This window comes from Arenimonas aestuarii, from assembly GCF_054781715.1.
In genome coordinates, this window is sequence record NZ_BAAGTW010000004.1 from 193422 (window position 1) to 217702 (window position 24281).

The 24281-nt window shown below is 68.3% G+C and carries 21 protein-coding genes; 17 read left to right on the forward strand and 4 right to left on the reverse strand.

Annotated features, from left to right (window positions below):
• Window positions 1-116 precede the first annotated feature (116 nt).
• From pnp to ACYVJH_RS01795, 7 genes are all read left to right on the forward strand, one after another.
• Window positions 117-2213 (forward strand): polyribonucleotide nucleotidyltransferase, encoded by a 2097-nt coding sequence (gene pnp, locus ACYVJH_RS01765; protein WP_460452942.1) that lies wholly within the window; start codon window positions 117-119, stop codon window positions 2211-2213.
• A 127-nt stretch (window positions 2214-2340) separates the two neighbouring features.
• Window positions 2341-2988 (forward strand): DUF5671 domain-containing protein, encoded by a 648-nt coding sequence (locus ACYVJH_RS01770; RefSeq protein ID WP_460452943.1) that lies wholly within the window; start codon window positions 2341-2343, stop codon window positions 2986-2988.
• Window positions 2985-3401: a hypothetical protein gene (locus ACYVJH_RS01775; RefSeq protein ID WP_460452944.1), complete on the forward strand. Its 417-nt coding sequence runs from the start codon at window positions 2985-2987 to the stop codon at window positions 3399-3401. The genes ACYVJH_RS01770 and ACYVJH_RS01775 overlap by 4 nt, the downstream gene beginning before the upstream one ends.
• Complete coding sequence (locus tag ACYVJH_RS01780) at window positions 3398-4012, forward strand: CDP-alcohol phosphatidyltransferase family protein (protein WP_460452945.1); 615 nt, start codon at window positions 3398-3400, stop codon at window positions 4010-4012. The genes ACYVJH_RS01775 and ACYVJH_RS01780 overlap by 4 nt, the downstream gene beginning before the upstream one ends.
• A gap of 89 nt (window positions 4013-4101) precedes the next feature.
• Entirely contained in the window at window positions 4102-5100 is a 999-nt protein-coding gene (locus ACYVJH_RS01785) for a L,D-transpeptidase family protein (RefSeq protein ID WP_460452946.1), read from the forward strand.
• Between the two features lie 6 nt (window positions 5101-5106).
• Window positions 5107-5895, forward strand: a complete 789-nt coding sequence (locus ACYVJH_RS01790) for a M23 family metallopeptidase (RefSeq protein WP_460452947.1) — start codon at window positions 5107-5109, stop codon at window positions 5893-5895.
• Window positions 5896-5948: 53 nt separating this feature from the next.
• Complete coding sequence (locus ACYVJH_RS01795; protein WP_460452948.1) at window positions 5949-6113, forward strand: hypothetical protein; 165 nt, start codon at window positions 5949-5951, stop codon at window positions 6111-6113.
• Here the strand turns inward: ACYVJH_RS01795 and ACYVJH_RS01800 are convergent.
• Entirely contained in the window at window positions 6110-6307 is a 198-nt protein-coding gene (locus ACYVJH_RS01800) for a DUF2256 domain-containing protein (RefSeq protein ID WP_460452949.1), read from the reverse strand. The two genes, ACYVJH_RS01795 and ACYVJH_RS01800, sit on opposite strands and share 4 nt — an antisense overlap.
• Window positions 6308-6448: 141 nt before the next feature.
• On the opposite strand from ACYVJH_RS01800, the gene ACYVJH_RS01805 reads away from it, so the two are divergent.
• The 4 genes from ACYVJH_RS01805 to ACYVJH_RS01820 all read left to right on the forward strand — a co-directional run bounded on the left by ACYVJH_RS01805 (window position 6449) and on the right by ACYVJH_RS01820 (window position 10448).
• Window positions 6449-7246 (forward strand): nuclear transport factor 2 family protein, encoded by a 798-nt coding sequence (locus ACYVJH_RS01805; protein ID WP_460452950.1) that lies wholly within the window; start codon window positions 6449-6451, stop codon window positions 7244-7246.
• 233 nt (window positions 7247-7479) lie between these two features.
• Entirely contained in the window at window positions 7480-8529 is a 1050-nt protein-coding gene (locus ACYVJH_RS01810; RefSeq protein ID WP_460452951.1) for a type 1 glutamine amidotransferase domain-containing protein, read from the forward strand.
• Between the two features lie 33 nt (window positions 8530-8562).
• Window positions 8563-9255 carry a response regulator transcription factor gene (locus ACYVJH_RS01815; RefSeq protein ID WP_460452952.1) on the forward strand — a complete coding sequence of 231 codons (693 nt, stop codon included), beginning with the start codon at window positions 8563-8565 and terminating at the stop codon, window positions 9253-9255.
• On the forward strand, window positions 9252-10448 hold the full coding sequence (locus ACYVJH_RS01820; protein WP_460452953.1) for a sensor histidine kinase: 1197 nt from the start codon (window positions 9252-9254) through the stop codon (window positions 10446-10448). The genes ACYVJH_RS01815 and ACYVJH_RS01820 overlap by 4 nt, the downstream gene beginning before the upstream one ends.
• A 12-nt stretch (window positions 10449-10460) precedes the next feature.
• Here the strand turns inward: ACYVJH_RS01820 and ACYVJH_RS01825 are convergent, their stop codons facing one another.
• Window positions 10461-11858 carry a GntP family permease gene (locus ACYVJH_RS01825; protein WP_460452954.1) on the reverse strand — a complete coding sequence of 466 codons (1398 nt, stop codon included), beginning with the start codon at window positions 11856-11858 and terminating at the stop codon, window positions 10461-10463.
• Window positions 11859-12016: 158 nt separating this feature from the next.
• Between ACYVJH_RS01825 and ACYVJH_RS01830 the strand changes: the two genes are divergently transcribed.
• Genes ACYVJH_RS01830 through ACYVJH_RS01840 form a run of 3 tightly spaced genes read left to right on the forward strand, consistent with a single transcriptional unit; the run spans window position 12017 to window position 18631 of the window.
• Entirely contained in the window at window positions 12017-14224 is a 2208-nt protein-coding gene (locus ACYVJH_RS01830) for a TonB-dependent receptor (protein ID WP_460452955.1), read from the forward strand.
• A complete protein-coding gene (locus ACYVJH_RS01835) occupies window positions 14224-15282 on the forward strand; it encodes an extracellular catalytic domain type 2 short-chain-length polyhydroxyalkanoate depolymerase (protein ID WP_460452956.1) in 1059 nt (352 codons plus the stop codon). Before ACYVJH_RS01830 ends, ACYVJH_RS01835 begins: the two co-directional genes overlap by 1 nt.
• Before the next feature lie 13 nt (window positions 15283-15295).
• Window positions 15296-18631, forward strand: a complete 3336-nt coding sequence (locus ACYVJH_RS01840; protein WP_460452957.1) for a hybrid sensor histidine kinase/response regulator — start codon at window positions 15296-15298, stop codon at window positions 18629-18631.
• Between the two features lie 31 nt (window positions 18632-18662).
• Here the strand turns inward: ACYVJH_RS01840 and ACYVJH_RS01845 are convergent, their stop codons facing one another.
• Window positions 18663-20507, reverse strand: coding sequence for a 3-hydroxybutyrate oligomer hydrolase family protein (locus tag ACYVJH_RS01845; RefSeq protein ID WP_460452958.1), 1845 nt, complete (start codon window positions 20505-20507; stop codon window positions 18663-18665).
• 109 nt (window positions 20508-20616) lie between these two features.
• On the opposite strand from ACYVJH_RS01845, the gene ACYVJH_RS01850 reads away from it, so the two are divergent.
• Entirely contained in the window at window positions 20617-21420 is an 804-nt protein-coding gene (locus ACYVJH_RS01850; protein ID WP_460452959.1) for a 3-hydroxybutyrate dehydrogenase, read from the forward strand.
• A gap of 31 nt (window positions 21421-21451) precedes the next feature.
• Complete coding sequence (locus ACYVJH_RS01855) at window positions 21452-22111, forward strand: response regulator (protein ID WP_460452960.1); 660 nt, start codon at window positions 21452-21454, stop codon at window positions 22109-22111.
• Here the strand turns inward: ACYVJH_RS01855 and ACYVJH_RS01860 are convergent, their stop codons facing one another.
• Entirely contained in the window at window positions 22112-23431 is a 1320-nt protein-coding gene (locus ACYVJH_RS01860) for a hypothetical protein (RefSeq protein WP_460452961.1), read from the reverse strand.
• Between the two features lie 108 nt (window positions 23432-23539).
• Between ACYVJH_RS01860 and ACYVJH_RS01865 the strand changes: the two genes are divergently transcribed.
• Complete coding sequence (locus ACYVJH_RS01865; protein ID WP_460452962.1) at window positions 23540-24253, forward strand: hypothetical protein; 714 nt, start codon at window positions 23540-23542, stop codon at window positions 24251-24253.
• The last annotated feature ends 28 nt before the right edge of the window (window positions 24254-24281 follow it).

Consider the following 24281-nt stretch of genomic DNA (forward strand, 5'->3'; position numbering starts at 1 on the left):
GCAGAAATGCGCCGTGTGCATTTTCGGGGAACGGAAAAATCCGGGGTCGGAAATGCAACAACCGCGGGGCAGGGTGCCTCGTGGGGATGAATCCAGAGACAAAGGAAGCGATAAACGTGGCGAAAGTAACCAAGACGTTCCAGTACGGTCAGCACGAAGTCACCCTCGAGACGGGCGAAGTCGCCCGCCAGGCGGGTGGTTCGGTCATCGTCAAGTTCGGCGACACGGTCGTGCTGGTGACGGCGGTTGGCAACAAGAATGCGCGCGAAGGCATGGACTTCTTCCCGCTCACCGTCGACTACATCGAGAAGTTCTACGCCGGCGGCCGCATCCCGGGTGGTTTCTTCAAGCGTGAAGGCCGCCAGACCGAGCGTGAGACCCTGGTCTCCCGCCTGATCGACCGTCCGATCCGCCCGCTGTTCCCGGAACACTTCCGCAACGAAGTGCAGGTCATCGCCACCGTGATGTCGATGAACCCCGAAGTGCACGGTGACATCCCGGCCCTGATCGGCGCGTCCGCCGCGCTGGCGCTGTCGGGCATCCCGTTCGCTGGCCCGATCGGTGCCGCCAAGGTTGGTTACGCCGACGGCAAGTACCTGCTGAACCCGACCATCACCGAGCTCAAGACCTCGGACCTGGAACTCGTGGTCGCCGGTACCGCCAACGCCGTGCTGATGGTCGAGTCCGAAGCCAAGGAACTGAGCGAAGACGTGATGCTGGGCGCCGTGATGTTCGGCCACCAGCAGATGCAGGTCGCCATCAACGCCATCAACGAGCTGGTCGCCGAAGTCGGCGTCAAGCATTGGGACTGGAAGGCGCCGGAAAAGGCGCAGGCCCCGATCGACGCCATCAAGGCCGCCATCGGCAACCGCCTCGAGGCCGCTTTCCAGGTGCGCGACAAGCTCGAGCGCAAGGAAGCCATCTCGGCCGTCAAGAAGGACGTGCTGGAATCGCTGAAGCCGCAGGCCGAAGCCAATGGCTGGAACATGGCCGACCTGGCCAAGGAATTCGGCGAGTTCGAATACAGCACCATGCGTGAGTCGGTGCTCAAGACCAAGGTCCGCATCGACGGCCGCCAGCTCGACACCGTGCGCCCGATCTCGGTGCGCACCGGCGTGCTGCCGCGCACCCATGGTTCGGCGCTGTTCACCCGCGGCGAGACCCAGGCCATCGTGGTCGCCACCCTGGGCACCGCCCGCGACGGCCAGATCATCGACGCGGTCGAAGGCGAGTCCAAGGACCACTTCCTGTTCCACTACAACTTCCCGCCGTACTCGGTCGGTGAAGCCGGCCGCATGATGGGCCCGAAGCGTCGCGAGATCGGCCACGGCCGCCTTGCCCGCCGCGGCGTCCAGGCCGTGATGCCGTCCATGGAATCGTTCCCGTACACCATCCGCGTGGTGTCCGAGATCACCGAGTCCAACGGCTCCTCGTCGATGGCCTCGGTCTGCGGTTCCTCGCTGGCCCTCATGGACGCCGGCGTGCCGATCAAGGCGCCGGTGGCTGGTATCGCCATGGGCCTGGTCAAGGAAGGCAGCGACTACGTCGTGCTGTCGGACATCCTGGGTGACGAAGACCACCTGGGCGACATGGACTTCAAGGTCGCCGGCACCGAAGGCGGTATCTCTGCGCTGCAGATGGACATCAAGATCGACGGTATCACCGAAGAGATCATGAAGGTCGCGCTGGGCCAGGCCAAGCAGGGTCGCCTGCACATCCTGGGCGAGATGGCCAAGTCCATCACCTCGCCGCGTTCGGAGCTGTCCGAGTACGCGCCGCGCCTGCTGACCATCAAGATCCACCCGGACAAGATCCGCGAAGTGATCGGCAAGGGCGGTGCCACCATCCAGGGCATCACCAAGGAAACCGGCACCCAGATCGACATCCAGGACGACGGTACCATCGTCATCGCTTCGGTCAACGCCGCCGCCGCCCAGGCCGCGAAGGCGCGCATCGAGCAGATCACCTCGGACGTCGAGCCGGGCCGCATCTACGAAGGCAAGGTCGCCAAGATCATGGACTTCGGTGCGTTCGTCACCATCGCCCCGGGCAAGGACGGCCTGGTGCACGTGTCGCAGATCTCCAACGAGCGCGTCGAGAAGGTTTCCGACAAGCTCAAGGAAGGCGACCTGGTCAAGGTGAAGGTGCTGGAAGTGGACAAGCAGGGCCGTATCCGCCTGTCCATCAAGGCCATCGAGGAGGGCGAGGGCTAAGCCCCGCCAGCCATCGAAAGCTGAACGGAAAAGCGGGCTTCGGCCCGCTTTTTCGTTGTGGGGGCAGACGGCTTTGACATGCGGGCCGCGGTTGCTAGATTGCCTCATCCCCCGTCACGGAATGACCATGGCCAATACAGGTACACAAGAGCTGGCGCAGTTCGTGCGCGATGCCCTGGCCAGCGGCCAGGACCGCGAGTCGATCGCCAGGGCGCTGGCCGCGGCAGGCTGGCCGGATGCCCTGGTGGCGGATGCGCTGGCGGCCTATGCCGACGTGCCGTTCCCGGTGCCCGTGCCCCGGCCGCGGCCCTACCTGTCGGCGCGCGAGGCGTTCCTTTACCTGACGCTGTTCGCCACGCTCTACATTTCCGCCTTCCAGCTAGGCAGCCTGCTGTTCGACCTGATCAACCGCGCCTGGCCTGATCCGGCCGACCAGGCCTGGCAGGTCGCGCGCCAGGCAACGTCGATGCGGTGGGCGATGGCTTCGATCCTGGTGGCGTTCCCGGTCTACCTGTTCCTCGCCAACCACCTGTCGCAGGCGATGGCGCGCAGCCCCGAAAAGCGCCTGTCGGCGGTGCGGCGCTGGCTGACTTACCTGACGCTTTTCATCGCCGCCTGCGTGCTGGTGGGCGACCTGATCACCCTGGTGCATGCCCTGCTGTCGGGTGAACTCACGCTGCGCTTTGCGCTCAAGGTGGGTGTGGTGGCGATGATCACCGGCGGCATCTTCGGCTGGTACCTGTGGGACCTGCGCAACGAGGAGAGGGAATCGTGAGCGCCGGCAGGGGGCTGGCTCTGGCCGCCATCGTGGTGGTGGTCGCGGCGCTGGCCATGGGGCTGTGGGCCTCGGGTTCGCCGGGCACGCAGCGCGAGTTTCGCCTGGACGAGCGACGCGTGACCGACCTGCAGGGCATCGTGGCCGCCATCGGCCGTCACTACGAGCTCCATCGGGCTCTTCCGCCCGACCTGGACGCCCTGGCGGCGGCTCCGGGAAGCCGCCTGTCCACCAGCGATCCGGTTACCGGCACGGCCTACGATTATGAAATCGTGGGCGCGCGACGCTACCGCGTCTGCGCCAGCTTCGCACACGACACTGCCGAGGAAACCTTCCGGATGGCCGCGCCCTGGTGGCACGGCGCGGGACGGCATTGTTTCGAACAGCGCGTCGGGAAGGACCCGGAAGAATGAAACGCCACTTCTCCATGATCCGCGACTTCCACCTGGCCGACTGGTTCACGCTGGCCAACGCCTTTTGCGGCACCGGCGCGATCTTCGCGGCCATGCGCTTCCTGCAGGACGGCCGCGTCGGCGACCTGCTGTGGGGCATGGCGCTGGTGCCCCTGGCCTTCGTGTTCGATGCGCTTGACGGCTGGGTGGCGCGCCAGCGGCACGGCGCTTCGCTGCTGGGCCGCGAGCTCGATTCGCTGTCGGACGTGATTTCCTTCGGCGTGGCGCCGGCGGCGCTGGCCTATGCCTGCGGCATGCAGGGTGGTTGGGACTGGCTGGTGCTGTCGTATTTCGTCGGCTGCGGCGTCAGCCGGCTGGCGCGCTTCAACGTCACCGCTGAAGCCCTGTCGGAAGGTGCTGCCAAGGTGCGCTTCTTCGAGGGCACGCCCATTCCCACCAGCGTCGTGCTGGTCGGGCTGCTGGCCGTGGCTGCCTGGCAAGGCAGCATCGGCGAACGCCTGTGGTTCGGCCGCATCGACCTGCTGGGCTGGCAGTTGCATCCGCTGGTGCTGCTGTTCGCGGTGTCGGGTTCGCTGATGATCAGCAAGACGGTGCGCATCCCGAAGCCCTGACCCGGGAGGCCGGCAACGGCGTGGGGACCGGGCTTAGGTGGGATTAATGCGTGGCGGGGGACACTCGGGACCCTATCGAGGAGTCCTCCATGCCACGTGCTTATTCCCGGATGTCCCTGGCCGCTGCCGCCATGCTTGCGACGAGCACAGCCGCGTGGGCCCATTCAACACGCACGACGCAAGACGAACCGCCGAACCAGTCGTCGGAGACCGCGCCTGTTTCGACCGAGCTGCAAGTGGCCGCAACCGACGGGCGCAATGACCTTCGCGTCCAGGTCCTGCTGGACCGGGCCGGCTTTTCGCCAGGCGAAATCGACGGCGTGGCGGGCTCGAACCAGGCCGGGGCGCTGCGGGCATTCCAGCGCCAGAAGGGCCTGGAGGCCAGCGGCGCCCTGGACGAAGTCACCTGGATGTCGCTCGATGCCAGCGCGGCACCCTCCGTCGTGGAGGTGGTCCTGACCGCGGAGGACGTCGCCGGTCCCTTCGCGGAAATCCCCGCCGACATGATGGCCAAGGCGGAACTCGAGACCATGGGTTTCACGGACGCGGTCGAGAAGCTGGGTGAAATCTTCCACGCCAGCCCGGCACTACTTCGCGAGCTGAACCCGCAGGCCCGGTTCGAAGCCGGCGAAACCATCAAGGTGCCGAACATCGAGCGTGAGCTCGAGCTGCCGGCGGCGACCACCGTTGTGGTCGACGAATCCGACGGCGCCCTGTGGCTGCTCGATGCCGACGAGAAAGTGATTGCCTGGTTCCCGGCCACCTCGGGCAGCGAAAATGATCCGCTGCCGATCGGCGACTGGACCATCAACGGCGTGGCCAGCAATCCCGTGTTCAACTACGACCCCAGCCTGTTCCATGCCGCCGACCCGGCGCATTCGAAGGTTACGCTCCAGGCGGGTCCCAATAACCCGGTTGGCGTGGCCTGGATCGACCTGAGCAAGCCGCACTACGGCATCCACGGCACCCCGGAGCCTTCGAACATCAGCAAGACGCAGTCCAACGGCTGCATCCGCCTGACCAACTGGGATGTCGTGCGCGTCGCCGGGGCCGTTTCGCCCGGCACGGCCGTGCGGCTGCAGGAGTAGATGGTGATGCGTGCCGGTCTGGAATTCCTGGCGGGATTGCTGGTGGGTGGCCTGGCCGTGGCCTGGCTGGTGGCCGAAGTGCCGGCGGAGTCGCCGCAGGCCGTCGTCGTCGCCGACGCGCCGGCCATGCCGGCGGCAACGGCTTCGTCGCCTGCGGTGCTCGCCCCGCCGCGGATGCCCGACGTAAATGAGGCCGGGCTGCAGGCGGACTTTGGAGACGGCATTGCCGCGGCGGCCGAGGTCGCTGCCGACGAAGCCATCGCCAGCACGCCGGCGCCTGTGGCGGTCGCCGATGCCGCGCCAGCGCCTGCGGCTACGGCCTTGCCCACGTCCCTGTTGCCGCCGCTGCGCATCCCGGTCGAAGGCATCGCGGCCAAGGACCTGGTCGACAGTTTCGCCGACGCCCGCGGGCAGGACCGCGTGCACGATGCCCTGGACATCATGGCCGCGGAGGGTACGCCGGTGCTTGCGGTCGCCGACGGGCCGGTCGTTAAGCTGTTCGACTCGGTGCCGGGCGGCATCACGCTCTACCAGTTCGACCAAACCGGACAGGTCGCCTTCTATTACGCGCACATGCAGCGTTACGCCGATGGCGTGCAAGAGGGGAAAGCGCTTAGCCAGGGCGACGTGCTCGGCTACGTGGGCCATACCGGGAACGCCGATCCGGCCGCACCGCACCTGCATTTCGCCATCTTCGTGCTCGGTCCGGAAAAGCGCTGGTGGCAAGGGGAGGCGATCAACCCTTATCCGCTGCTGGCGGGGCCGTCGCGGCAAGCGTCTTCTCTGCAACGTTGATTCGAGTGGGCGCGATCTCGCGCCGCAGTCCGCCCCAATTGAAGGAACGAACCATGTCATTTGCGCTTTTCCTGTTGGGCCTGGCCCTGGTCGTCGCCGGCATCGCCTGGGGGCTCATCACCCTGGGCGTTGCCATGGTGTACGTGGTTATCATCTGCCTTATCGTGCTGGGCATCGGCATCATGTCTGCGGTGTCGCGCACACGTACAAAAGACTAGCCGGCCCCGCCAGCCGGGCTGCGCGATGCCGGCCGTTCGCCTCTCCTGGAGCGGCAGGCATCGGAACAGTAGCGCACGGCTTCCCAGTTCTTTTCCCATGCCTTGCGCCACGTCATCGGGCGTCCGCAGCGCGCGCAGGGTTTGCTGGGCAGCGATTTTTTGTTGCCTTTGAATCCGGATTTCACGTTGAACACACCGGGGTTGCCGATGAAAGTCCGATTGTAAGCGGTTTCCGCGTTTCATCCGGGGGCGCGGACAGTGGCGTTGTGGCTGCTGCAGTGCGAGCGTAGCGTGACTCCCAGCGGGGCATTCCGTTCCCGCAGGGAGGGGGATTCATGAACAAGCGCATCATCATGGCCAGCCTTGCACTGGCCTTCGCAGGGCAAGCACAGGCCGCCTGCACGGCGGCGCAAAAGGCCGAGCTCGAGGCCCTGGACAGGAACTGGAGCGAAGTCGCGCGCAAGGGCGACAAGAAGGCGCTCGCCGACATCTACAGCGATCACTACCACGATCTCACGCCGGGTGCCCCGCAGGACAAGCAGGCCGCCATCGCGTCGACGTCCGCGGCACGTCCCGACCAGCCGCCGGTCAAGCACGATTTCTACGCCATCCACTGCGAGGGCGACACCGCGATCATCAGCCATCGCAACTCCGGGACCTGGGAAGGCGACGGCGAATCAGGCACCTGGTACGCCCGCAGCATCCACCACCTGGTGCGCGAAGGTGGCAAGTGGCGCGTGCTGGCCAATGCCGGCCACCCGCTGGACGAAGCGGGCGTCGTGACCTACCTGGACCTGGAGTGGAACCTGGCTGACGTGGCCGGCGACAAGGCCTGGTTCGAGCGCAACCTGGCCTTGGACTACATCGGCATCGGCAGCCGCAACGGCGCCATGCAGGGCAAAAAAGAGGCCGTGGCCGACGTCGGCAAGTACAAGGTGACGCAGGCCGACAGCACCGACGTCATGGTGCAGGTCGAGGGCGACGTGGCGCGCGTCAGCGGCATCTACCACTACGCCGGCACGGACGACAAGGGCAAGGCTTTCAACCGCAAGGTGCGCTACATCGACAACTGGATCAAGCGCGGCGGGCGCTGGCAGGTGTGGAATTCGCAGGGTACCGAGATAAGCGACTGACGAGAGCCGTCCCCGTGGCCGAGGCCACGGGGACGCACCGCGCATCCAAACGCGGGTGGCAGGGGCCCTGCGTGCAGACGCAATAGGTCGGCCCGCTCGCCGCCGCGTGCCACAGGTCCGGGCCAGCCGGCGCCAGCCGGACGGCCCGGGCCATGGTTTGACCCTGGTTTTACCAATGAGCGGCATGGTGCATTCCGTCAGCCACCCCGGTGGCATGAAACAGGAGTGGGACCATGTGGAAAATCATTGGCTGGACGGCCGGCATAGTGTTCGGCCTTTTACTGGCGGTGGGTCTCTCGGGCTGGGCTTACGTCGAAAGCCTCGACCTGGAGGCGGAGCCGCGGGGCAACCTGGCCGCCACCGCGACGGACCTGGCCTTCGTTCGCGACGGTGTCCGCCAACAACGCGGCCGCGTGCTGGCCGTGCTCAGCAGCACGGCGCGCTATGACCAGGACCGGCGCAAGGGCGGCTACGAGCTCACGGAAATTTCGCGCGCCTATTGGGTATTCACGGCCAACGGCTATGAGGTGGACCTGGCCAGCCCACGGGGTGGAACGCCGCCGCAAACACTGGATGATGGCCTGGTCGATGCCGACTACGCCTTCCTCAACGATCCGGCCGCCCAGGCCAAGCTGGCCGATACGATCCCGCTGGCCGAGGTGGACCCCTCGGACTATGACGCGGTCTATTTCGTCGGCGGCAAGGGAGCGATGTTCGATTTCCCCGGCAATGCCGATATCGCCCGGATCGTGCGCGACATTGCACCGCGTGGCGTTGTCGGCGCCGTCTGCCACGGGCCCGCGGCGCTGCTGGACATCACGCTCGCCGACGGCCGCCCGCTGCTGCGGGGTCGGCGCGTTACCGGCTTCACCACGGCCGAGGAAGAGTTCCTGATCAAGGAAGCCCGCACCGTTTTTCCCTTCCTCCTCCAGGAGTCCCTGGCGCGGCAGTCTGCCGCCTTCGTGGAAGGGCCGATGTACCTGGACAACACGGTGGTCGATGGCCGCCTGGTCACCGGCCAGAATCCCTGGTCCACCTGGTCGGTGGCCGAGGCGATGGTGCGCGCCCTGGGCCATGAGCCGGTGGCCCGCGACATCACGGCCGAAGAGGTGAGCGTGGAGCTGCTGGCGACCTACCATGCGGCGGGGCTGGAAACGGCCCTGGCCATGAAGCGCGCCGGTCCCCGGGCCGACAAACTGCTGTTGTTGATGCACGCCCTCGTCGCGGCAATGCAAGGGCACCTGCACGAGGCCTGGGAACTTCAGCGTCTGGCCAGGATTTAGGAGATCATTGCGGTGCGGACAGAGGAGCCCACCATGGTGTCGTCGGGGCCAATTCGGGTGTTGCTGGTTGAAGACGACCTGGACGTGGCCGCCGGCATCGGCGACTACCTGGAGGCCAAGGGGCTGCTCGTGGATTACGCCGGCAACGCCTCCGAGGCCCGCACGCAGGTCACCCGGACGCTCTTCGACATCCTGGTGCTCGACGTCAATCTGCCGGGACAGGATGGCATCACCTTGTGCCGTGAACTGAAACAGGCGCAAGGGCTGGCGACCCCGGCCATCTTCCTCACCGCCCGAGGTGGGCTTCAGGACAAACTGGATGGATTCGCCGCGGGTGCGGTGGACTATATGGTCAAGCCGTTCGCGCCAGCCGAACTGCTCGCGCGGATACATGCGATCTGTGCGTACGTCGCAAGCCCGTCCGGGCTGTCGCTGGAGGCCGATGGCTACGTGCTGGACCTACACAGCGGGCTGCTGAGCAATGCGGGCCGGAACATGCAGCTGCACGCTGCCGGCCTGGCCATCCTGCGCAGGTTGATGCAGGCGTATCCGCGCAGTGTCGGCAAACAGGCGCTGCGGGAGGGGCTGTGGGGCGACGAAGCGCCGGAGAGTGATCCATTGCGCGCCCACGTCTACCAGTTGCGCCAGTCGATGCTTGAGCGCTTTGGCGAAGCGCCCATCAGTACCGTGCGCGGCATCGGCTATCGCTTCGGGGTGGATCCGTGAACGGCAAGCGCAGCCTGCAGCAGGTGCTGGCGCGGCAGTGGATCGCCTTCGCGCTTGCGCTGGAGACGGCCTTCGCAGTGATGGCGTTGCTGCTTCTTTTTATCCTTGAGGACGAATTCATCGACGAGCGGCTCGGTAGCGTCGCCAGTGGCATCGTGAGCCTGGAGTCCGCGCGCCTGCCGGAACGCTTCGAATTGCATGCGCTGCGGCAGGCCCCGACCGGGCTGGCGCAACCCATGCAGGACCGGGAGCCCGGCGCCATTGCCGAGTTCCGGCTCGCCGATGGTCGGTATGTGCATGTGCTGGTCGGCCGCAGTCCGGGTGGCGAGGACTTCCTGCTGGTCTACGACGTCAGCGACCAGCTGCGGGTGAACCAGGCCCTGGCGGATGCATGGCCCTGGCTGCTGGCCATGGCGTTGGCACTTGCCTTTCTGGCCTGGCTGCTTTCCCGCTGGTTTGTTGCGCGCATCGCGCGGCGCGCGCGAGGCCTGATCGAACGTATCGGTGGCAGTCCGGATCCGGAGTCCCTGCAGGCTTTTGCCGAAAGCGAGAAGATTTCTGAGTTCAGTCAGTTGGCCCTTTGGGCGGCCGACTCCTGGAGGGCGCGCCTGCATTCACTCGCCATCGAGCGGGAAACCCTGGCCTTCCTCGGGCATGAACTGCGCACGCCACTGCAATCTGCCCGCACCAGCCTGGCACTGCTCCAGGACGACCGCGACAACGAAGAAGCCTGGAGAAGGCTGCAGCGCGCCCAGAACCGGCTGCTGCGGGCGAGCCACAGCGTGCTTTGGCTCGGCAGCGACGCGGAGCCGCCTGCGGATGCATGTTGCGCCGCCGGTCCGCTGCTGGCTGGCCTGGTCGACGAGTTCACGACGCTCGCGCAGGCACGCGGGCAAACACTGTCCGTGGTCGTCCCGGAAGGACTGCAGTGGGCCCTGCCCGAGGAAGTCGCCGAGACCGTAGTCGCCAACGGTTTGCTCAACGCCATCCAGCATGGTGGCCCCGGGCTGATCAGGATTGAAGCTACGACGACCGGGCTGTCGATGGAGAACCCGCGGGCGCCCGATTCCGGCCCGTCCGGCTTCGGTCTTGGCCTGTTGCTGTCGAAGCGGCTGCTGGCACGCTTTGGCTGGACGCTTTCGCGGACGGAAGCCTTGGAACGGGTGCGGCTGAGCCTGGCGTCGCCGCGCTGATGCCGCCCGGTGTCACACCCAGCCGGTGGCGTAGAACACGCCGATGATGAAGAACACCGCCAGCGTCTTGATGATCGTGATCGCGAAGATGTCCTTGTAGGCCTGCCGGTGTGTGAGGCCGGTGACTGCCAGCAGGGTGATCACCGCGCCGTTGTGGGGCAGGGTGTCCATGCCGCCGCTGGCCATCGAGGCCACGCGGTGCAGCACGTCCATCGGGATGTTGGCGGCATTGGCGTTGGCGATGAAGGTTTCCGACATCGCCGCCAGCGCGATCGACATGCCACCCGAGGCGGAACCGGTGATGCCGGCCAGCGCGGTGACGGTGATCGCCTCGTTGATCAGCGGGTTGGGGATCGAGCCCAGTGCACCGGCGACCATCAGGAAGCCGGGCAGGGCGGCGATGACCGCGCCAAACCCATATTCGGACGCCGTATTCATCGACGCCAGCAGGGCGCCGCCGATCGCCGGCTGGGTGCTCTCGGCGAAGTGCGTGCTCACGGCTTTCCAGGCAAGCACCACCACCGCGATGATGCCGGTCAGCAGGGCGGCCTCGACCGCCCAGATGGCGGCCACCCGGGACACCTCCTGCACCACCGGCGCGGCATTGCCTATCACCGAGGGTTCGAAGCTGTGGCTATCGCCGTAGTACCGCGGGATCAGCATCGTGTAGATCTTGTTGCCCACGCCCACCAGCACCAGCGGCAGCAGGGCGATCCATGGGTTGGCGAGCTTGTCGCCGGCATACGGAGCCGGCTCGTTCTTGAGGTCGGTGCCGTATCCCTCGCCGGCGCGCCGCGCCACGCGCCGGCGCCACTCCAGGTAACTCATGCCCAGGGCCAGGATGAACAGGCCGCCGAGCGTGCCCAGCACCGGCGCCGCCCAGGTGTCGGTGCCGAAGAAGCCGGTGGGGATGATGTTCTGGATCTGCGGCGTGCCGGGCAGGGCGTCCATGGTGAAGGTGAAGGCGCCCAGGGCGATCGTGCCCGGTATCAGGCGCTTGGGAATGTCGGCCTGGCGGAACAGTTCGGCGGCGAACGGATACACCGCGAACACGACCACGAACAGCGATACGCCGCCATAGGTCAGGATGGCGCAGACCGCGACGATCGAAAGCATGGCCCGTTCGGGGCCGAACAGCCGGATCGTCGCCGCCACGATGGACTTGGAGAAGCCCGAGATCTCGATCAGCTTTCCGAAGATGGCGCCCAGCAGGAACACCGGGAAATACAGCTTCAGGAAGCCCACCATCTTGTCCATGAACAGCCCGGTGAACATCGGCGCCACCAGGCTCGGGTCGGTCAGCAGCACCGCGCCCAGGGCCGCCACCGGCGCGAACAGGATGACGCTGTAGCCACGGTAGGCCACGAACATCAGGAAACACAGCGCCGCCAGCACGATCAGGAAGGACATGCCCCGAAACCCCCGCCAAAACACAGGGCTCGAGTGTCCGCAGGGAGGGCGTCGGGGGCCACTTGTACCAAGGTACAGGTGTCGCTGAGGTGGCGCGGCCGTAGTCTCCCGTGCAACCGGCCGATCGGCCGTCCGCCACGGAAGTTCAAGGGGAACCCATGAAGCGCAAGCAACTGAGCCTGGCCATCGGCCTCACCCTTTCTCTGGCCGCGCTGCAGGCGCAGGCCCAGCAAGCCCCGTCGGCTGTCCCGACCGAAGACGAGGCGGTCACGCTCGACGCCATCCAGGTGACCGCCCGCAAGCGCGAGGAAACGCTGCAGGAAGTGCCGGTCGCGGTCACCGCCTTCACGCCGGAGACCATCGACAAGCTCAACATCCGCGACATCGGCGACCTCGATGCGCAGGTGCCGAACCTGACCATCTACGCCGCGCGTGGCTCCAGCAGCACGGTCACTGCCTATATCCGCGGCGTTGGCCAGTCCGATCCCCTCTGGGGCGTCGATCCGGGCGTTGGCATCTATCTCGACGACGTTTACATCGCCCGCCCGCAGGGCGCGCTGCTGGACGTCTTCGACGTCGACCGCGTGGAAGTGCTGCGCGGTCCGCAAGGCACGCTGTACGGCAAGAACACCATCGGTGGCGCCATCAAGTACATCTCCCGCGGGCTGTCGGCGGAAACCGAAGGCACCGCCTCGATCACCGTGGGCAGCTTCAACCAGATGGACGTGAAGGCGGCCATTGGTGGTTCCTTCGGCGGCAACGACGCGCTTCGCGGCCGCCTGTCCGTTGCCAGCCTGAGCCGCGATGGATTCGGCGAGAACACCGTCACCAACCAGGACGTCAGCGACAAGGAGATCTTGGCACTGCGCGGCCAGCTCGGCGCCTACGTCACCGAGGACTTCAACCTGCAGTTCGCCTTCGACTGGCTTGATGACCAGTCCGGCGTGCGCGGCGCCCAGATGCTGGCTCCCAACCGCTTCGTGCCTACGGCGCCGCCGATGTCCGACCGCTACGACGTGCGCAACGGCATGCCGAACATCAACGACACGTCGCTGCAGGGCATTTCGGCCACCGCCAACTGGCGCATCAACGACGACTGGGGCTTCAAGTACGTCACCGCCAAGCGCGAGTCGGATACCGAGACCAATATTGACTTCGACACCACCCAGGTGCCCATCGCCGACGTCAAGGCTTTCTACAGCGACGAGCAGGTCAGCCACGAGTTGCAGCTCAACTACGATGCCGGCGGCCGGTCGCGCGGCGTCATGGGCCTGTACCTGTTCGACGGCGAAGCCGGTGGCCAGGTGCTCAACAACTTCTTCGGCCTGCTCTTCGGCGATACCCAGGGCAAGGTCTACACCGAGTCCGTGGCCGTCTACGCGGACTGGACCTTCGACATCAACGAACGCCTGCACCTGGACCTGGGTGCCCGCTGGACCGACGAGGACAAGCGCGCCGACGTGCTCAACCGCGGCTACAGCGACGGCACCTACACCACGCCGGTCTCAGTGGTCGCCGACTTCGACAAGACCATCAATTTCACCAACCTCTCGCCGAAGGTCTCGCTGGGTTACCAGGTCACCGACGATATCCTGGTCTATGGCCTGGCCACCCGTGGCTTCAAGTCCGGCGGTTACAACATCCGCGCCCAGGCAACGGCGGTGCCGCGTTCGGCGGAACCCTTCGACGACGAAGTGGTCGACAGCTTCGAGGTCGGCGCCAAGATGGCCTTCCTCGACCAGCGCCTGTTCCTGAATCTCTCGGCCTTCCACAACAAGTACGAGGACATCCAGCTGTCGGTGTTCACCAGCTACGACAGCAACAACGACGGCACCAACGACGCCTTCTTCGGCGACTTCACCAACGCCGGCTCCGGCACCGTGAACGGCGTCGAGGTCGAGTACCAGTGGCTGCCGACCCGCAACTGGCTGATCAGCGGCAACCTGGCCTTCCTGGACGCCAAGTACGACGAGTTCATCTACGCCGGCCTGAACATCGCCGACGAGCAGGAATTCACCAATGCCCCGGAGTTCTCCGGCGCGATCAACGTCGAGTACCGCACCGAGCTGGCCCGGGGCGGCAACCTGTCCGCCCGCGTGGGCTACAGCTACCAGGACGACGTGGTGGCGACCACCGAAATCGTGCGGACCGGCGCCGTGCCGATCACCCAGGACGGCTACGGCCTGCTCAACGCCGGCGTGATCTGGGACACCGGTGGCCCCTGGTCGTTCTCGCTGCAGGGCAGCAACCTCACGGACAAGGAATACCGCACCACCGGTTACAACATCAACGCTGCGCTGGGTGTCCTGACCGGCTTCTACGGTCCGCCGCGCCAGTTCAGCCTGTCGGCGCGCTACGCGTTCTGATGGCACTGTTTCCCCGGGAATTTTCCCAACGGGCCGCGCAAGCGGCCCGCGTTTTTATTGCGATGGCGCTGCTGGCCGGCCTGGCCGCCTGCAGCGCCGAACTGCCGCCGCCGCTGCCGGCGATCACGGTCGCCCCGGACCGGGTCGCGGTCGCCGGCATGTCCTCGGGCGCGATCATGGCGGGGCAGGCGCACTTCGCCTGGTCCGACCGGCTGCGCGGCGCCGCGCTGCTCGCCGGACCGCCTTACGGCTGCGCCGGGGGGTCTCTGGAAACGGCGTTGGGGCCGTGTATCGAAGCCAGGCCTTACCTGCCGGACCCGGCACGCCTGGCCGCGCGCGTGCGTGAGCGGGCCGCGGCCGGCCAGCTGGCGCCGCTGTCCGGCCTGGCCGGCGACGTGGTCTACGTCCTGCACGGGCGCGACGACACCATCGTGGCGCCGGCGCTGGCGAATTCGGTGGCCGGCCTTTACGAGGCCCTGTCCGATGAAGCCGGCGGGCTGCACGTGGAGAAAGACACCGGTCGCGCCTTCCCGCACCTGCTGCCGACCCTTGATCGTGGCGTGGATTGCACCCTGGGCGGCAAGCCGTGGCTCGGGCGCTGCGGCTTCGATGCCGCCGGCACGATGATGGCCAGGCTGTTTGGCGAGCCCGTCGGCGCGGCTGCCGCGCAGGCCGCGGGGGAACTGCGCCGCTTCGACCAGGCGCCGTTCGCGCCGGCCGGCGCCGACCCGGGCATGGCCGAAAGTGGGTATCTCTACCTGCCCCCGGACTGCGCGGCGGGTGCCGCCTGCGGCGTCCTGGTGGCTTTCCACGGCTGCCAGCAGAACGCGGAAAAGATCGGCGAGGCCTTCGTGCGCGACGCCGGCTTCAACCGCTGGGCCGACGTGCATGGCGTGGTCGTGCTGTATCCTCAGGTGCGATCAAGCTACCTGCCGTTGAATCCAAAGGCATGCTGGGACTGGTGGGGTTACACGGGCGAGGCCTACGACACCCGCGACGGCGCGCAGCTGCGCTGGCTGGCTGCGGCCCTGACGGCGCTGGGCGTCCCGATGCCGTGATACGGACTCGGCCGTGCTGACCGATTCGCTGGTCATTGGTGCCGGCCTGCTCTGGCTGGGCCTGCTCTTTGGTACGGCGCTCCTGGCCGAACGCCGCCCGGGCCTGCTGGCCAAACGATGGCCCGCGGTCTACAGCCTGTCCCTGGCGGTGTACTGCACGTCCTGGACCTTCTACGGCACGGTGACCCAGGCCCAGCGTTCGGGCTGGGCGATCCCGCCGACCTTCCTGGGCACGATCCTGCTGTACCTGCTGGGCTTTGGCTTCCTGCTCAAACTGCTTCGTCTCGCGCGCGAGCACAACTCGACCTCGTTGGCCGACCTGATCGCCACGCGCCTGGGCCGCAGCTCCTGGTTGGCGGCGGCAGTCACCTTCGTGGCGGTGCTGGGCATCGTTCCCTACATCGCGCTGCAGCTCAAAGCGGTGGCGATGAGCTACGGCCTGCTCACGCGTGCCTCGGAACTGGCGCCGCCACCCTGGCAGGACAGCGCGCTGTACGTGGCGCTGGCAATGGGCCTGTTCGCGATGCTGTTCGGCACGCGGCGCGTGTCCGCCGCCGAACACAACCGCGGCCTGGTGCTGGCCATGGCGGTGGAGTCCCTGCTCAAGCTGGGCGCGATGCTGGCGCTGGGCGCGTTCGTGGTCTTCGGGCTGGACCTGCCCGACGTGGACGTGCCGCCGCCGCCGGCCGACGGTGCCAGCGGCTTCCCGGCCCTCGTGCTGCTGGGCGCATTGGCCATGTTCACCCTGCCTCACCAGTTCCACGTCGGCATCGTCGAATGCCGGCAGGAAAACGAGCTGCGAACGGCGCGCTGGCTGTTCCCGCTTTACATGCTGCTGATCGCACTGCCGATCCTGCCGCTGGCGCGCGCCGGCGATGCCCTGCTGGCCCCGATCGGCGTGCCGTCGGACCTGTACGTGCTCGCCTTGCCATTGGCGCAGGGCCACGAGGCGCTGGCGCTGCTGGCCTTCCTGGGCGGACTCAGCGCCGCCACCGGCATGGTGATCCTGGCGACGCTGGCGCTGAGCGTGATGATCGGCAACCACTGGCTGGCACCGCTGCTCGTGCGCGGCCGGTGGTCGGGCGGCGGCGGGGAGGGCGCCGACCTGCGCGGGGCGGTGCTCACCCAGCGCCGCGTCGGCATCCTGGCGGTGGTCTTGCTGGCCTGGGGCTATAGCCGGCTGATCGCCGGATCGGATGCGCTGGCCGATATCGGCGCGCTGTCGTTTTCGGCGCTGGCGACGCTTGCACCCGCCGTTGCCTTCGCCGTCTGGCGGCCGCAGACGCCGGCGCGCGCGGTGCTGGCGGGCCTGGGCGTGGCGGTGGCGCTTTGGTGCTGGGTGCTGCTGGTGCCGGCGCTGGCGGAAGCCAGCGGGCAGGCGCCGGCCTGGCTGCAGCAAGGGCCATGGGGCTGGACCTGGCTGGCGCCGGAACGCATGTTCGGCCTGGGCGACTGGAGTGGCATCGGCCGCGCCACCCTGCTGAGCCTCGCGGCCGGCGCGCTGGTGCCCTGGATGCTGGCATCACGTCTGGACGTCGCCAGGCCCGACCGCGGCGGCGCCCTGTCGCGCGAGGCGCTGCGCGAAGTGGCCGTTCGCTTCCTGCCGGTGACGCGCGTGGACGCAGTGCTGGCCGGCGCGGCGGCCGGGCAGGCGGTGCCGGGCGAACTGCAGCAACGCATCGAGCGCGAACTGGCGGCGGTGCTGGGCGCGGCCTCGGCGCGGCTGCTGCTCGATGCAGCGCGGCGCGCCCAGGGCACCGACCTCGACACCGTGGCCACCATCGTCGGTGAGGCCTCGCAGGCGCTGCGCTTCAACCAGCGCGTGCTGGAAGCCGCCCTGGAGAACATGAGCCAGGGCATTTCGGTGGTGGACTCCGAGCTGCGCCTGGTCGCCTGGAACCGGCGCTACGCCGAACTGTTCGACTACCCGGCGCCGCTGCTGCAGGTCGGCGTGCCGGTGGCCGACCTGGTGGCGCACAACGTCGGCCGCGGCCTGGCCGGCGACGGCCCGCCCGAACGCGAGGTCGCCAAGCGCCTGCGGCACATGCGCGTGGGCACACCCTACGTCGCCGAACGCCGTATCGGCGACATGGTCGTGGAAATCCGCGGCAACCCGATGCCGGGGGGTGGTTTCGTGGCGACCTTCACCGACGTGACCGATTTCCGGCGCAACGAAGCCGAACTCAAGTCGGTCGCCGAAACCCTGGAGCAGCGCGTGGTCGAACGCACCGCGCAGCTGGCCGGCGCCAAGGCCGAGGCCGAGCGCGCCAACCGCGGGAAGTCACGTTTCCTGGCCGCGGTCAGCCACGACCTGGCCCAGCCGCTGAACGCGGCGCACCTGTTCGTGCATGCGCTGGCACCGCGGCTCGAACATGGCCCGCACCGCGAAGCGCTGGCGAATATCGACGGCGCGCTGGCGTCCGCCGAAGGCCTGCTGGCGGGTCTGCTGGACATCTCGCGGCTCGACGCCGGCGGCATGGAGCCCAAACCGCAGGCGTTTGCGCTCGACGACCTGCTGGGCCACCTGGCCGCCGAATTCGGCGTGCTGGCCGCGCAGAAGGGACTGGTGCTGGAACGGGTGCCGACCGGCGCCTGGGTCTCCACCGACCCGCAGCTTCTGCGCCGCGTGCTGCAGAACTTCCTGGGCAATGCCGTGCGCTACACGGTGCGTGGCCGCATCCTGATCGGCTGCCGGCGTCGCGGCGACACCCTGGCCATCGAGGTATGGGACACCGGCCCGGGCATTGCCGAAGCCGACCAGAAGGTGATCTTCGAAGAGTTCCGTCGCCTGGACAAAGGCGGGCAGGGCCTCGGCATCGGCCTGGCGATTGCCGAACGCGTGGCTCGCCTGCTGGGGCTGCCGCTGAAGCTGCGCTCCTGGCCCGGGCAGGGCACGGTGTTTTCCATCGAGGTGCCGCGCGCGACGCCGGAACCGGCCGATGCCGTCGCGATTCCCGAAGCCACGCCGGAGCCACCGCGCAGCCGCGTGCTGGTCGTGGACAACGACGCGGACGTGCTGCGTGGCATGCAGGCGCTTCTTGGCGGCTGGGGCTGCGAGGTGCTGGCGGCACGCGACGGCGACGAAGCGATGACACGCCTGGCCGAAGCAGGCGTGCCCGACCTGCTGTTGCTCGATTTCCACCTCGACGGTGGCCAGACCGGCCTGATGCTGCGCGAGCGCCTGGCCGGCCTGATGCCGGAACGTCCCTGCGTGGTGATCACTGCCGACCACGGCCCCGATGTGCGCGACGCCGTCGCCGCCGCTGGCTGCCAGCTGCTGCACAAGCCGCTCAAGCCATTGGCCTTGAAATCGATGATGTCGCGCCTGCTGGGCCCGGCGAATTTGTAGGCGCGCCTTCAGGCGCTCCTGAAGGCGCAGGTCAGGGGATAGCGCCCAGGTTTTCCCGGGTCAGCGGCGCCAGCTTGCCGTCGCTCGACCTACGCGGCGTCGTCCGGATATCGGCATCCCCCGGCAGCGGCTTGCCGGCGGCCAGGTGCAGCCAGGCGGCGTCCAGCGCGCGGTAGCCATAGGGCATCAAGGGTACGTAGCGACTGCCCAGCACCGGCAGGCCGAGGAAGGCGTCGAAGTGCTGCGCGTTGCCAATGCGCCAGAAACGCAGGTCGGCGCCCTGGGCCCGGGCCCAGCGCGCATAGGCGCCGCCGCTGAAGGGCTCGGGAATCAGGCCGTCGTCGGCGCCGTGCAGCAGGATGATCGGCAGGTCCTTGCGCGGGGCAGCAGCGCGGGTCTGTTCGATGCCGGCGCGCACCGGGCCGGCCGCGTCGTTCCAAAGTTCACGCAGGCATTGGTTGCCTTCCAGCGTGGGGTCGGCGGTGGCCGTCAGCCCGCCGACCAGGTGCACGCCCGCGCCCGGCGGAATGCCGCTGGTGTCGGACCACCAGGCCGCGCGTTCGGCCGCCGTCGGGGCGCGTGGCAGGCCATCGGCGCCCAGCGCGGCGAAGGAAAAGCCGCAGGGCATGTCATGCGGACCCGTGCGCGCATAGGCAGAGGCATAGGTCGCGTTCGCCGCGCGCCACAGGTCGAAATTGCTGCTGAGCACGCCGGCGGCGATGCCGGCGTCGGTCCAGCCGCCGTCGAGCAGGTGACGGCGAGCCTGTTCGGCCTGGTCCTGCGGGTCGCTGGCGTCGATCAGGCCGCGGGCCTTGAGCATGCCGCAGCGCGTCATGCCGGCCGCGGATTTTTCACCCTTGGCGCGGGCCAGCGCCACGTCGTCGAAGGTCGTGGCATTGAGCGCGCACGGCATCCACAGCGCAGCGTCGGTCGAATAGTCGTAAAGCGCGCGACCACCGTCACCCGGCAGCACGTTGGGCGATATCGCCACGACCGCGTCGATGCCGGTGTCGGGCAGTTCCGCGGCGCGCAGCACGGCGGCGCCGCCGTTGGAAACACCGACGGCGATCATGCGCGTGTTCGCGAACGTCCACGGGCCATCCTCGGGATGCGCCAGCGACAGTACCTGCAGCGAGAAGCGCGCGGCCTGGGCCACGTGGCGGCCCCAGTCGGCTTCGGGATTGTCGCCCGAGTGCGCGTGTTTGACCGCGATGGGCGCGACGCCATCGCCGCCGGCGCGCGCCGGGACCGCGAACTCCACGGCTTCGCCCGCGTCCGCGAGCTGGCCATCGAGCGCGAAGCCGTAGCCGTCGGCGGTGTCCACGTACCCAGTTCCCGCGCCCTTGTCGGTGTAGGCCACCGCGCAGCCGCGCGGCAGGCCCCAGGCACCGGCCAGGGCGATGGCGCCGTAGATGCCCCGCGAACCCGAGGACGCGGTGACCACGATGCAGCGCGCATCGGCATCAAAATCGTCGGGCAGCTGAACCAGCACGCGGTGTGGCTGCCTGCGGCCGGGCAGGGTCACCAGTGCCTGGTATTCGCGGCCCGTGACCGGTGCCAGCGAGCCATAGAATTCGCCGTAACCGCCGCCAGGCGCGAGATCGGCGATGCCACGCCAGTTGGTCCAGACCGCACGCCGGCGAAGTTCGCCGGGCGTCGGCGCGGCCGGGTCGGCGAAGGCCGGCGGCGTCGGATTGCGCAGCCCCGCCGCGCCCAGCCCCGCCGTCAGCAGGTCGTCGCCGTCACGGTAGGTGCGCAGGTCGATGCCGGCGTCTAGGTCCATCGGTGACGGACCGCCGCCGAGGCTGGTGCAGGCGGACAGGGCCAGCGCGAGGCCGGCCAGCGGAAGGAAACGCAGCAGGCGGGGGCTCTTCATGGCCAGACCTTAGCAAGGGGGTCGTGTGCCGGCATCGTACCTTGGTACGACGCGCCGGCGCGGGAGGCGCTGCTAGGGTTGACCAAGGCTCAACCGGCAAGGGATCTCCATGGGCGAACGTTTTCTTCAGGGCCGAACCGCCCTGGTCACCGGCGCCACTTCCGGGATCGGCCTGGCCATCGCCCAGGCGCTTGCCGCGGCCGGTGCGCGCGTGGCCGTGAACGGCCTGGGCAGCCACGAGCAGATCGAAGCCGCGGTTGCCTCGGTTTGCCAGGCCGGTGCACCCGACGCGACCTTCCTTGGCGCCGATCTCGCCGATGCCGCGGCGGTCGAAACGATGATGCAGGCGCTTGGTGACTGGGGCCCGGCCGACGTCGTGGTCAACTGCGCCGGCGTGCAGCACACCGCGCCGATAGGCGAAATGCCGGCCGCGACCTGGGACAAGCTGATCGCGATCAACCTCAGCGCCGCCTTCCACACGATGCGGCTGGCGCTGCCGGGCATGGTCGGGCGTGGTTTCGGCCGCGTCGTCAACATTGCCTCGGTGCACGGCCTGGTGGCGTCGGTGAACAAGTCGCCGTATGTCGCCAGCAAGTTCGGCCTGGTCGGCCTGAGCAAGGTCGCCGCGCTGGAGGTGGCCGGTGCCGGCAGTCGCGACAGTGGCGGCGTCACCGTCAATTGCGTCTGCCCGGGATGGGTGGAAACGCCCTTGATCGAACCGCAGATCGCCGCGCGCGCCGGTGCGGGCGATCGCGATGCCGGCATCCGCGCCCTGCTCAGCGAGAAGCAGCCCAGCGGCCGCATGTCCCTGCCCGGGGACATCGCCGCGACGGTGCTGTTCCTGTGCCGCCGCGAAGCGCACAACATCACCGGCACCGCCATCCCGGTGGATGGTGGCTGGACTTCGCAGTAATTGGCCGGGCGCTGGCGATAGAATCGGCGCAGTGACCCGCCTCCTAGTCGCCGACGACCATCCGCTCTACCGCCTGGCGCTGACCCAGGCGGTGCGCGGCGTGCTTCCCGATGCGACCATCCACGAGGCCGAGGATTTGCCGGGCGTGCAGGCAGCGCTTGCCGCGTTCCCCGACATCGACCTGGTGATGCTCGACCTGCACATGCCCGGCAGCCATGGGCTGGTCGGCCTGGCCTCGCTGCGCGCCGAACACCCGGGCGTGGCGGTGGCGATGATCTCGGCGCACGAAGACCCCGCGACCATTCGCCGCGCGCTGGCCTACGGCGCCGCCGGTTACCTGACCAAACGCGCCGACCTGGCCGAATTGCAGGCGGGCCTGCGCGCGGTGCTCAATTGCGAACAATGGCTGCCGCCGGCGCTGCGCGACGCGGTGGCCAAGGCGCCGTCCGAACCCGGCGACCGCGAAACCGCCGCCAGGCTCGCCACCCTGAGCCCGCAGCAATTCCGGGTGCTCACGCGTGTCGCCGAGGGCCGGCTCAACAAACAGATCGCCGACGAGCTGGGTATCCAGGAACGCACGGTGAAGGCGCACATGAGTGCCATCTTCGAAAAACTCGGGGTGCGCAACCGCACCCAGGCCGGCGTGCTGCTGGGCAGCCTGGCGCTGGCCGATCCGGCACGCGAGGCCTGATCAGTACCAGTAGGGAATGCGCCAGACCGGCGGCGGCTTGCGGTCGTCCGGCGTCGGGTCCGGCTGCGCTTCCAGCGCCACCACCAGTTCATGCCGGCCGCGGGATTGGCCTGCCAGGGGGATCATGTAGACCAGTCCGCGCAGGTCCCGCGTGGCGTCGCTGTAGAGTTCGGGCGCCAGCGCCAGCGGCTGGCCGTCGAGCGTCACCGCGAAACCCGTCGCGAGGCAGGCCAGCGTGGCCTGGCTGCGTTGCTGCCGGCCGGCGTAGCCGCGCGGCAGGTCCTTGGATTCGGGGCAGGCGTCGAGCATCTGTTCGTGCAGCTGCGGTACGAAGGGCAGCACCAGCGGCAGGTATCGCCCCTGCGCCTGCGGGTCCGGGATGTAGGGCAGGCGCGGTGACTGTGCGGGCTCGTGCAGGCTGGCGTAATGCACGTGGCTCACGCTTTGGGCCTGGTTGGCTTCGAGCAGGGGGAACCGCCCGTACTGCCCCCAGCCGAGGTCGTCCTTGAGCATGGCCAGGGCGGCCATGCTGGCGAGGATGGCGGCGGTGGTGATGCATCCGACGATCCAGTTGCCGCGCCGGTCGCCGACGCTGGTGGTGTAGAGCGTCACCAGCGTCGCCGACTCCCGGCCGACACCGCCGCGCGAATACAGGGCCAGGATCGATTCCATGACGCGTCGCAACCAGTGCCCGCGCGGCAGGCGGTCGCCAAATTGCCGGTCCACCCAAACCACCACCAGCCAGGGCAGCATCAGCACGCCGAGCGCGGCCAGCACCCAGCGCTCGGCGTGTTCGGCGGTTCCGGTCGCCGCGGCCAGCAAGAGCACCACCAGCATCAGCAGCGACGCCACCACGGTGATGGTTCCCATCATGCGCGCCAGGCCGATGCCCAGGCCGAACACGATCGTCGCCTGGTTGTCGGCCTGCTCGATCTGGGTGGGCATGGGCTTCCAGCGGCCCATGATCCAGTCGCGGGTGATCGGGCCGTCGCGCAGCTTTTCCGGCTTCAGACCGCCCGGGAACACCGAGTCCATGCCCACCAGCGCCACCCAGTAGGCGCGCAGCAACAGGTGCAGCACGAAGGCGACCGAAAGCACGACGACGCCGCACATCAGGTACACCAGCGTCATGTCCGCGACCCCCCGCCAGAAGTCGGACAGGCGCGGCGAGATGTGGCTGACCCAACCCGGCAGCCAGGTCGCCAGCTGCACCAGCGTGAACACCGTGGCGCCCGAAAGCAGCAGCTCGACCTCCCAGGTGGGCGTGGTGCGGCGGGGCAGGGTGAGGCGGGCGCTGGGATCGGTATCGGGGGTCGACATGGGCTGGGCTGCGAAAAAGGACTTGTTAGCCTGTCAGACGCCCCGCAGGGCGACAAGCTGACAGTGCTAGCATCGCGGCGCCGGCCAGGGGGCCGAGGAGAATTGCGCGTGTCGAGGTTGGTTTGGATCTTGCTGCTGTTGGCCTTGGGCGTGGGCGCCCACAAGGCGTTTTTCGCCGAACGGGCCTGGTTGCCGCTGGGGGCGCGGGAGTTCAGCAATCCCTATCCCCCGGGTTCGGCCCTGTACGACCAGCACCAGTCGTTCGTGGACCGCGCCAACGCCGACCCGAAACTGCGCGAACGGTTTGCCCGGACGCTGGACAGCAGGGGCCTGTACGCGGAGCTGCAGCTGGCGATGGCGCGTGGTGCGCAATCGCTGGATGCGGCCACCGTGGTCGGCGCCACCCGCGCGATGGCCGCGGTGATCCCGCGCCTTCCCGAGCAGAGCTGCGCGAAGCTGATGCGACCGAGGAACGATTTCGACGAGGCCCTGGGCCGGGACGTGCGCGCCGCTTTCGAGCGCCTGCCGCCACGCCGGCACCGTGAGTTCCTGGAGTTCTACCTGCAGGCACTGAAGGCGGAAGCCCACGGCCTCCCGCGCCTGCCCGTCGACCCCGAGGCCCGTCGGCGGGCCCTGGGCCACCTGGGTGACGCTTATCCCGGCACGTTCGGACAGCGGCTGCAGGGCGTGCTCAGTAATCCGTCGCGGGCCAGCGACGAAGACGCATGCTGGGCGGTCAATTCGCTGACCCACACCTCCACCCAGCTCGACCCTGAAAGCCGCGAAGTGCTTTCGCGCCTGATCTGGGGTGGGGAGGGCTGAAGCGGTGCGCGCGGTCGGCAACGTGCTG

Coding starts and splice junctions, on each gene's coding strand:
- ACYVJH_RS01815 (WP_460452952.1), top strand. CDS start 8,563: ATGGTGTCGTCGGGGCCAATTCGGGTGTTGCTGGTTGAAGACGACCTG.
- ACYVJH_RS01770 (WP_460452943.1), top strand. CDS start 2,341: ATGGCCAATACAGGTACACAAGAGCTGGCGCAGTTCGTGCGCGATGCC.
- ACYVJH_RS01830 (WP_460452955.1), top strand. CDS start 12,017: ATGAAGCGCAAGCAACTGAGCCTGGCCATCGGCCTCACCCTTTCTCTG.
- ACYVJH_RS01850 (WP_460452959.1), top strand. CDS start 20,617: ATGGGCGAACGTTTTCTTCAGGGCCGAACCGCCCTGGTCACCGGCGCC.
- ACYVJH_RS01805 (WP_460452950.1), top strand. CDS start 6,449: ATGAACAAGCGCATCATCATGGCCAGCCTTGCACTGGCCTTCGCAGGG.
- ACYVJH_RS01860 (WP_460452961.1), bottom strand. CDS start 23,431: ATGTCGACCCCCGATACCGATCCCAGCGCCCGCCTCACCCTGCCCCGC.
- ACYVJH_RS01825 (WP_460452954.1), bottom strand. CDS start 11,858: ATGTCCTTCCTGATCGTGCTGGCGGCGCTGTGTTTCCTGATGTTCGTG.
- ACYVJH_RS01785 (WP_460452946.1), top strand. CDS start 4,102: ATGCCACGTGCTTATTCCCGGATGTCCCTGGCCGCTGCCGCCATGCTT.
- ACYVJH_RS01835 (WP_460452956.1), top strand. CDS start 14,224: ATGGCACTGTTTCCCCGGGAATTTTCCCAACGGGCCGCGCAAGCGGCC.
- ACYVJH_RS01780 (WP_460452945.1), top strand. CDS start 3,398: ATGAAACGCCACTTCTCCATGATCCGCGACTTCCACCTGGCCGACTGG.
- ACYVJH_RS01795 (WP_460452948.1), top strand. CDS start 5,949: ATGTCATTTGCGCTTTTCCTGTTGGGCCTGGCCCTGGTCGTCGCCGGC.
- ACYVJH_RS01845 (WP_460452958.1), bottom strand. CDS start 20,507: ATGAAGAGCCCCCGCCTGCTGCGTTTCCTTCCGCTGGCCGGCCTCGCG.
- ACYVJH_RS01810 (WP_460452951.1), top strand. CDS start 7,480: ATGTGGAAAATCATTGGCTGGACGGCCGGCATAGTGTTCGGCCTTTTA.
- ACYVJH_RS01790 (WP_460452947.1), top strand. CDS start 5,107: ATGCGTGCCGGTCTGGAATTCCTGGCGGGATTGCTGGTGGGTGGCCTG.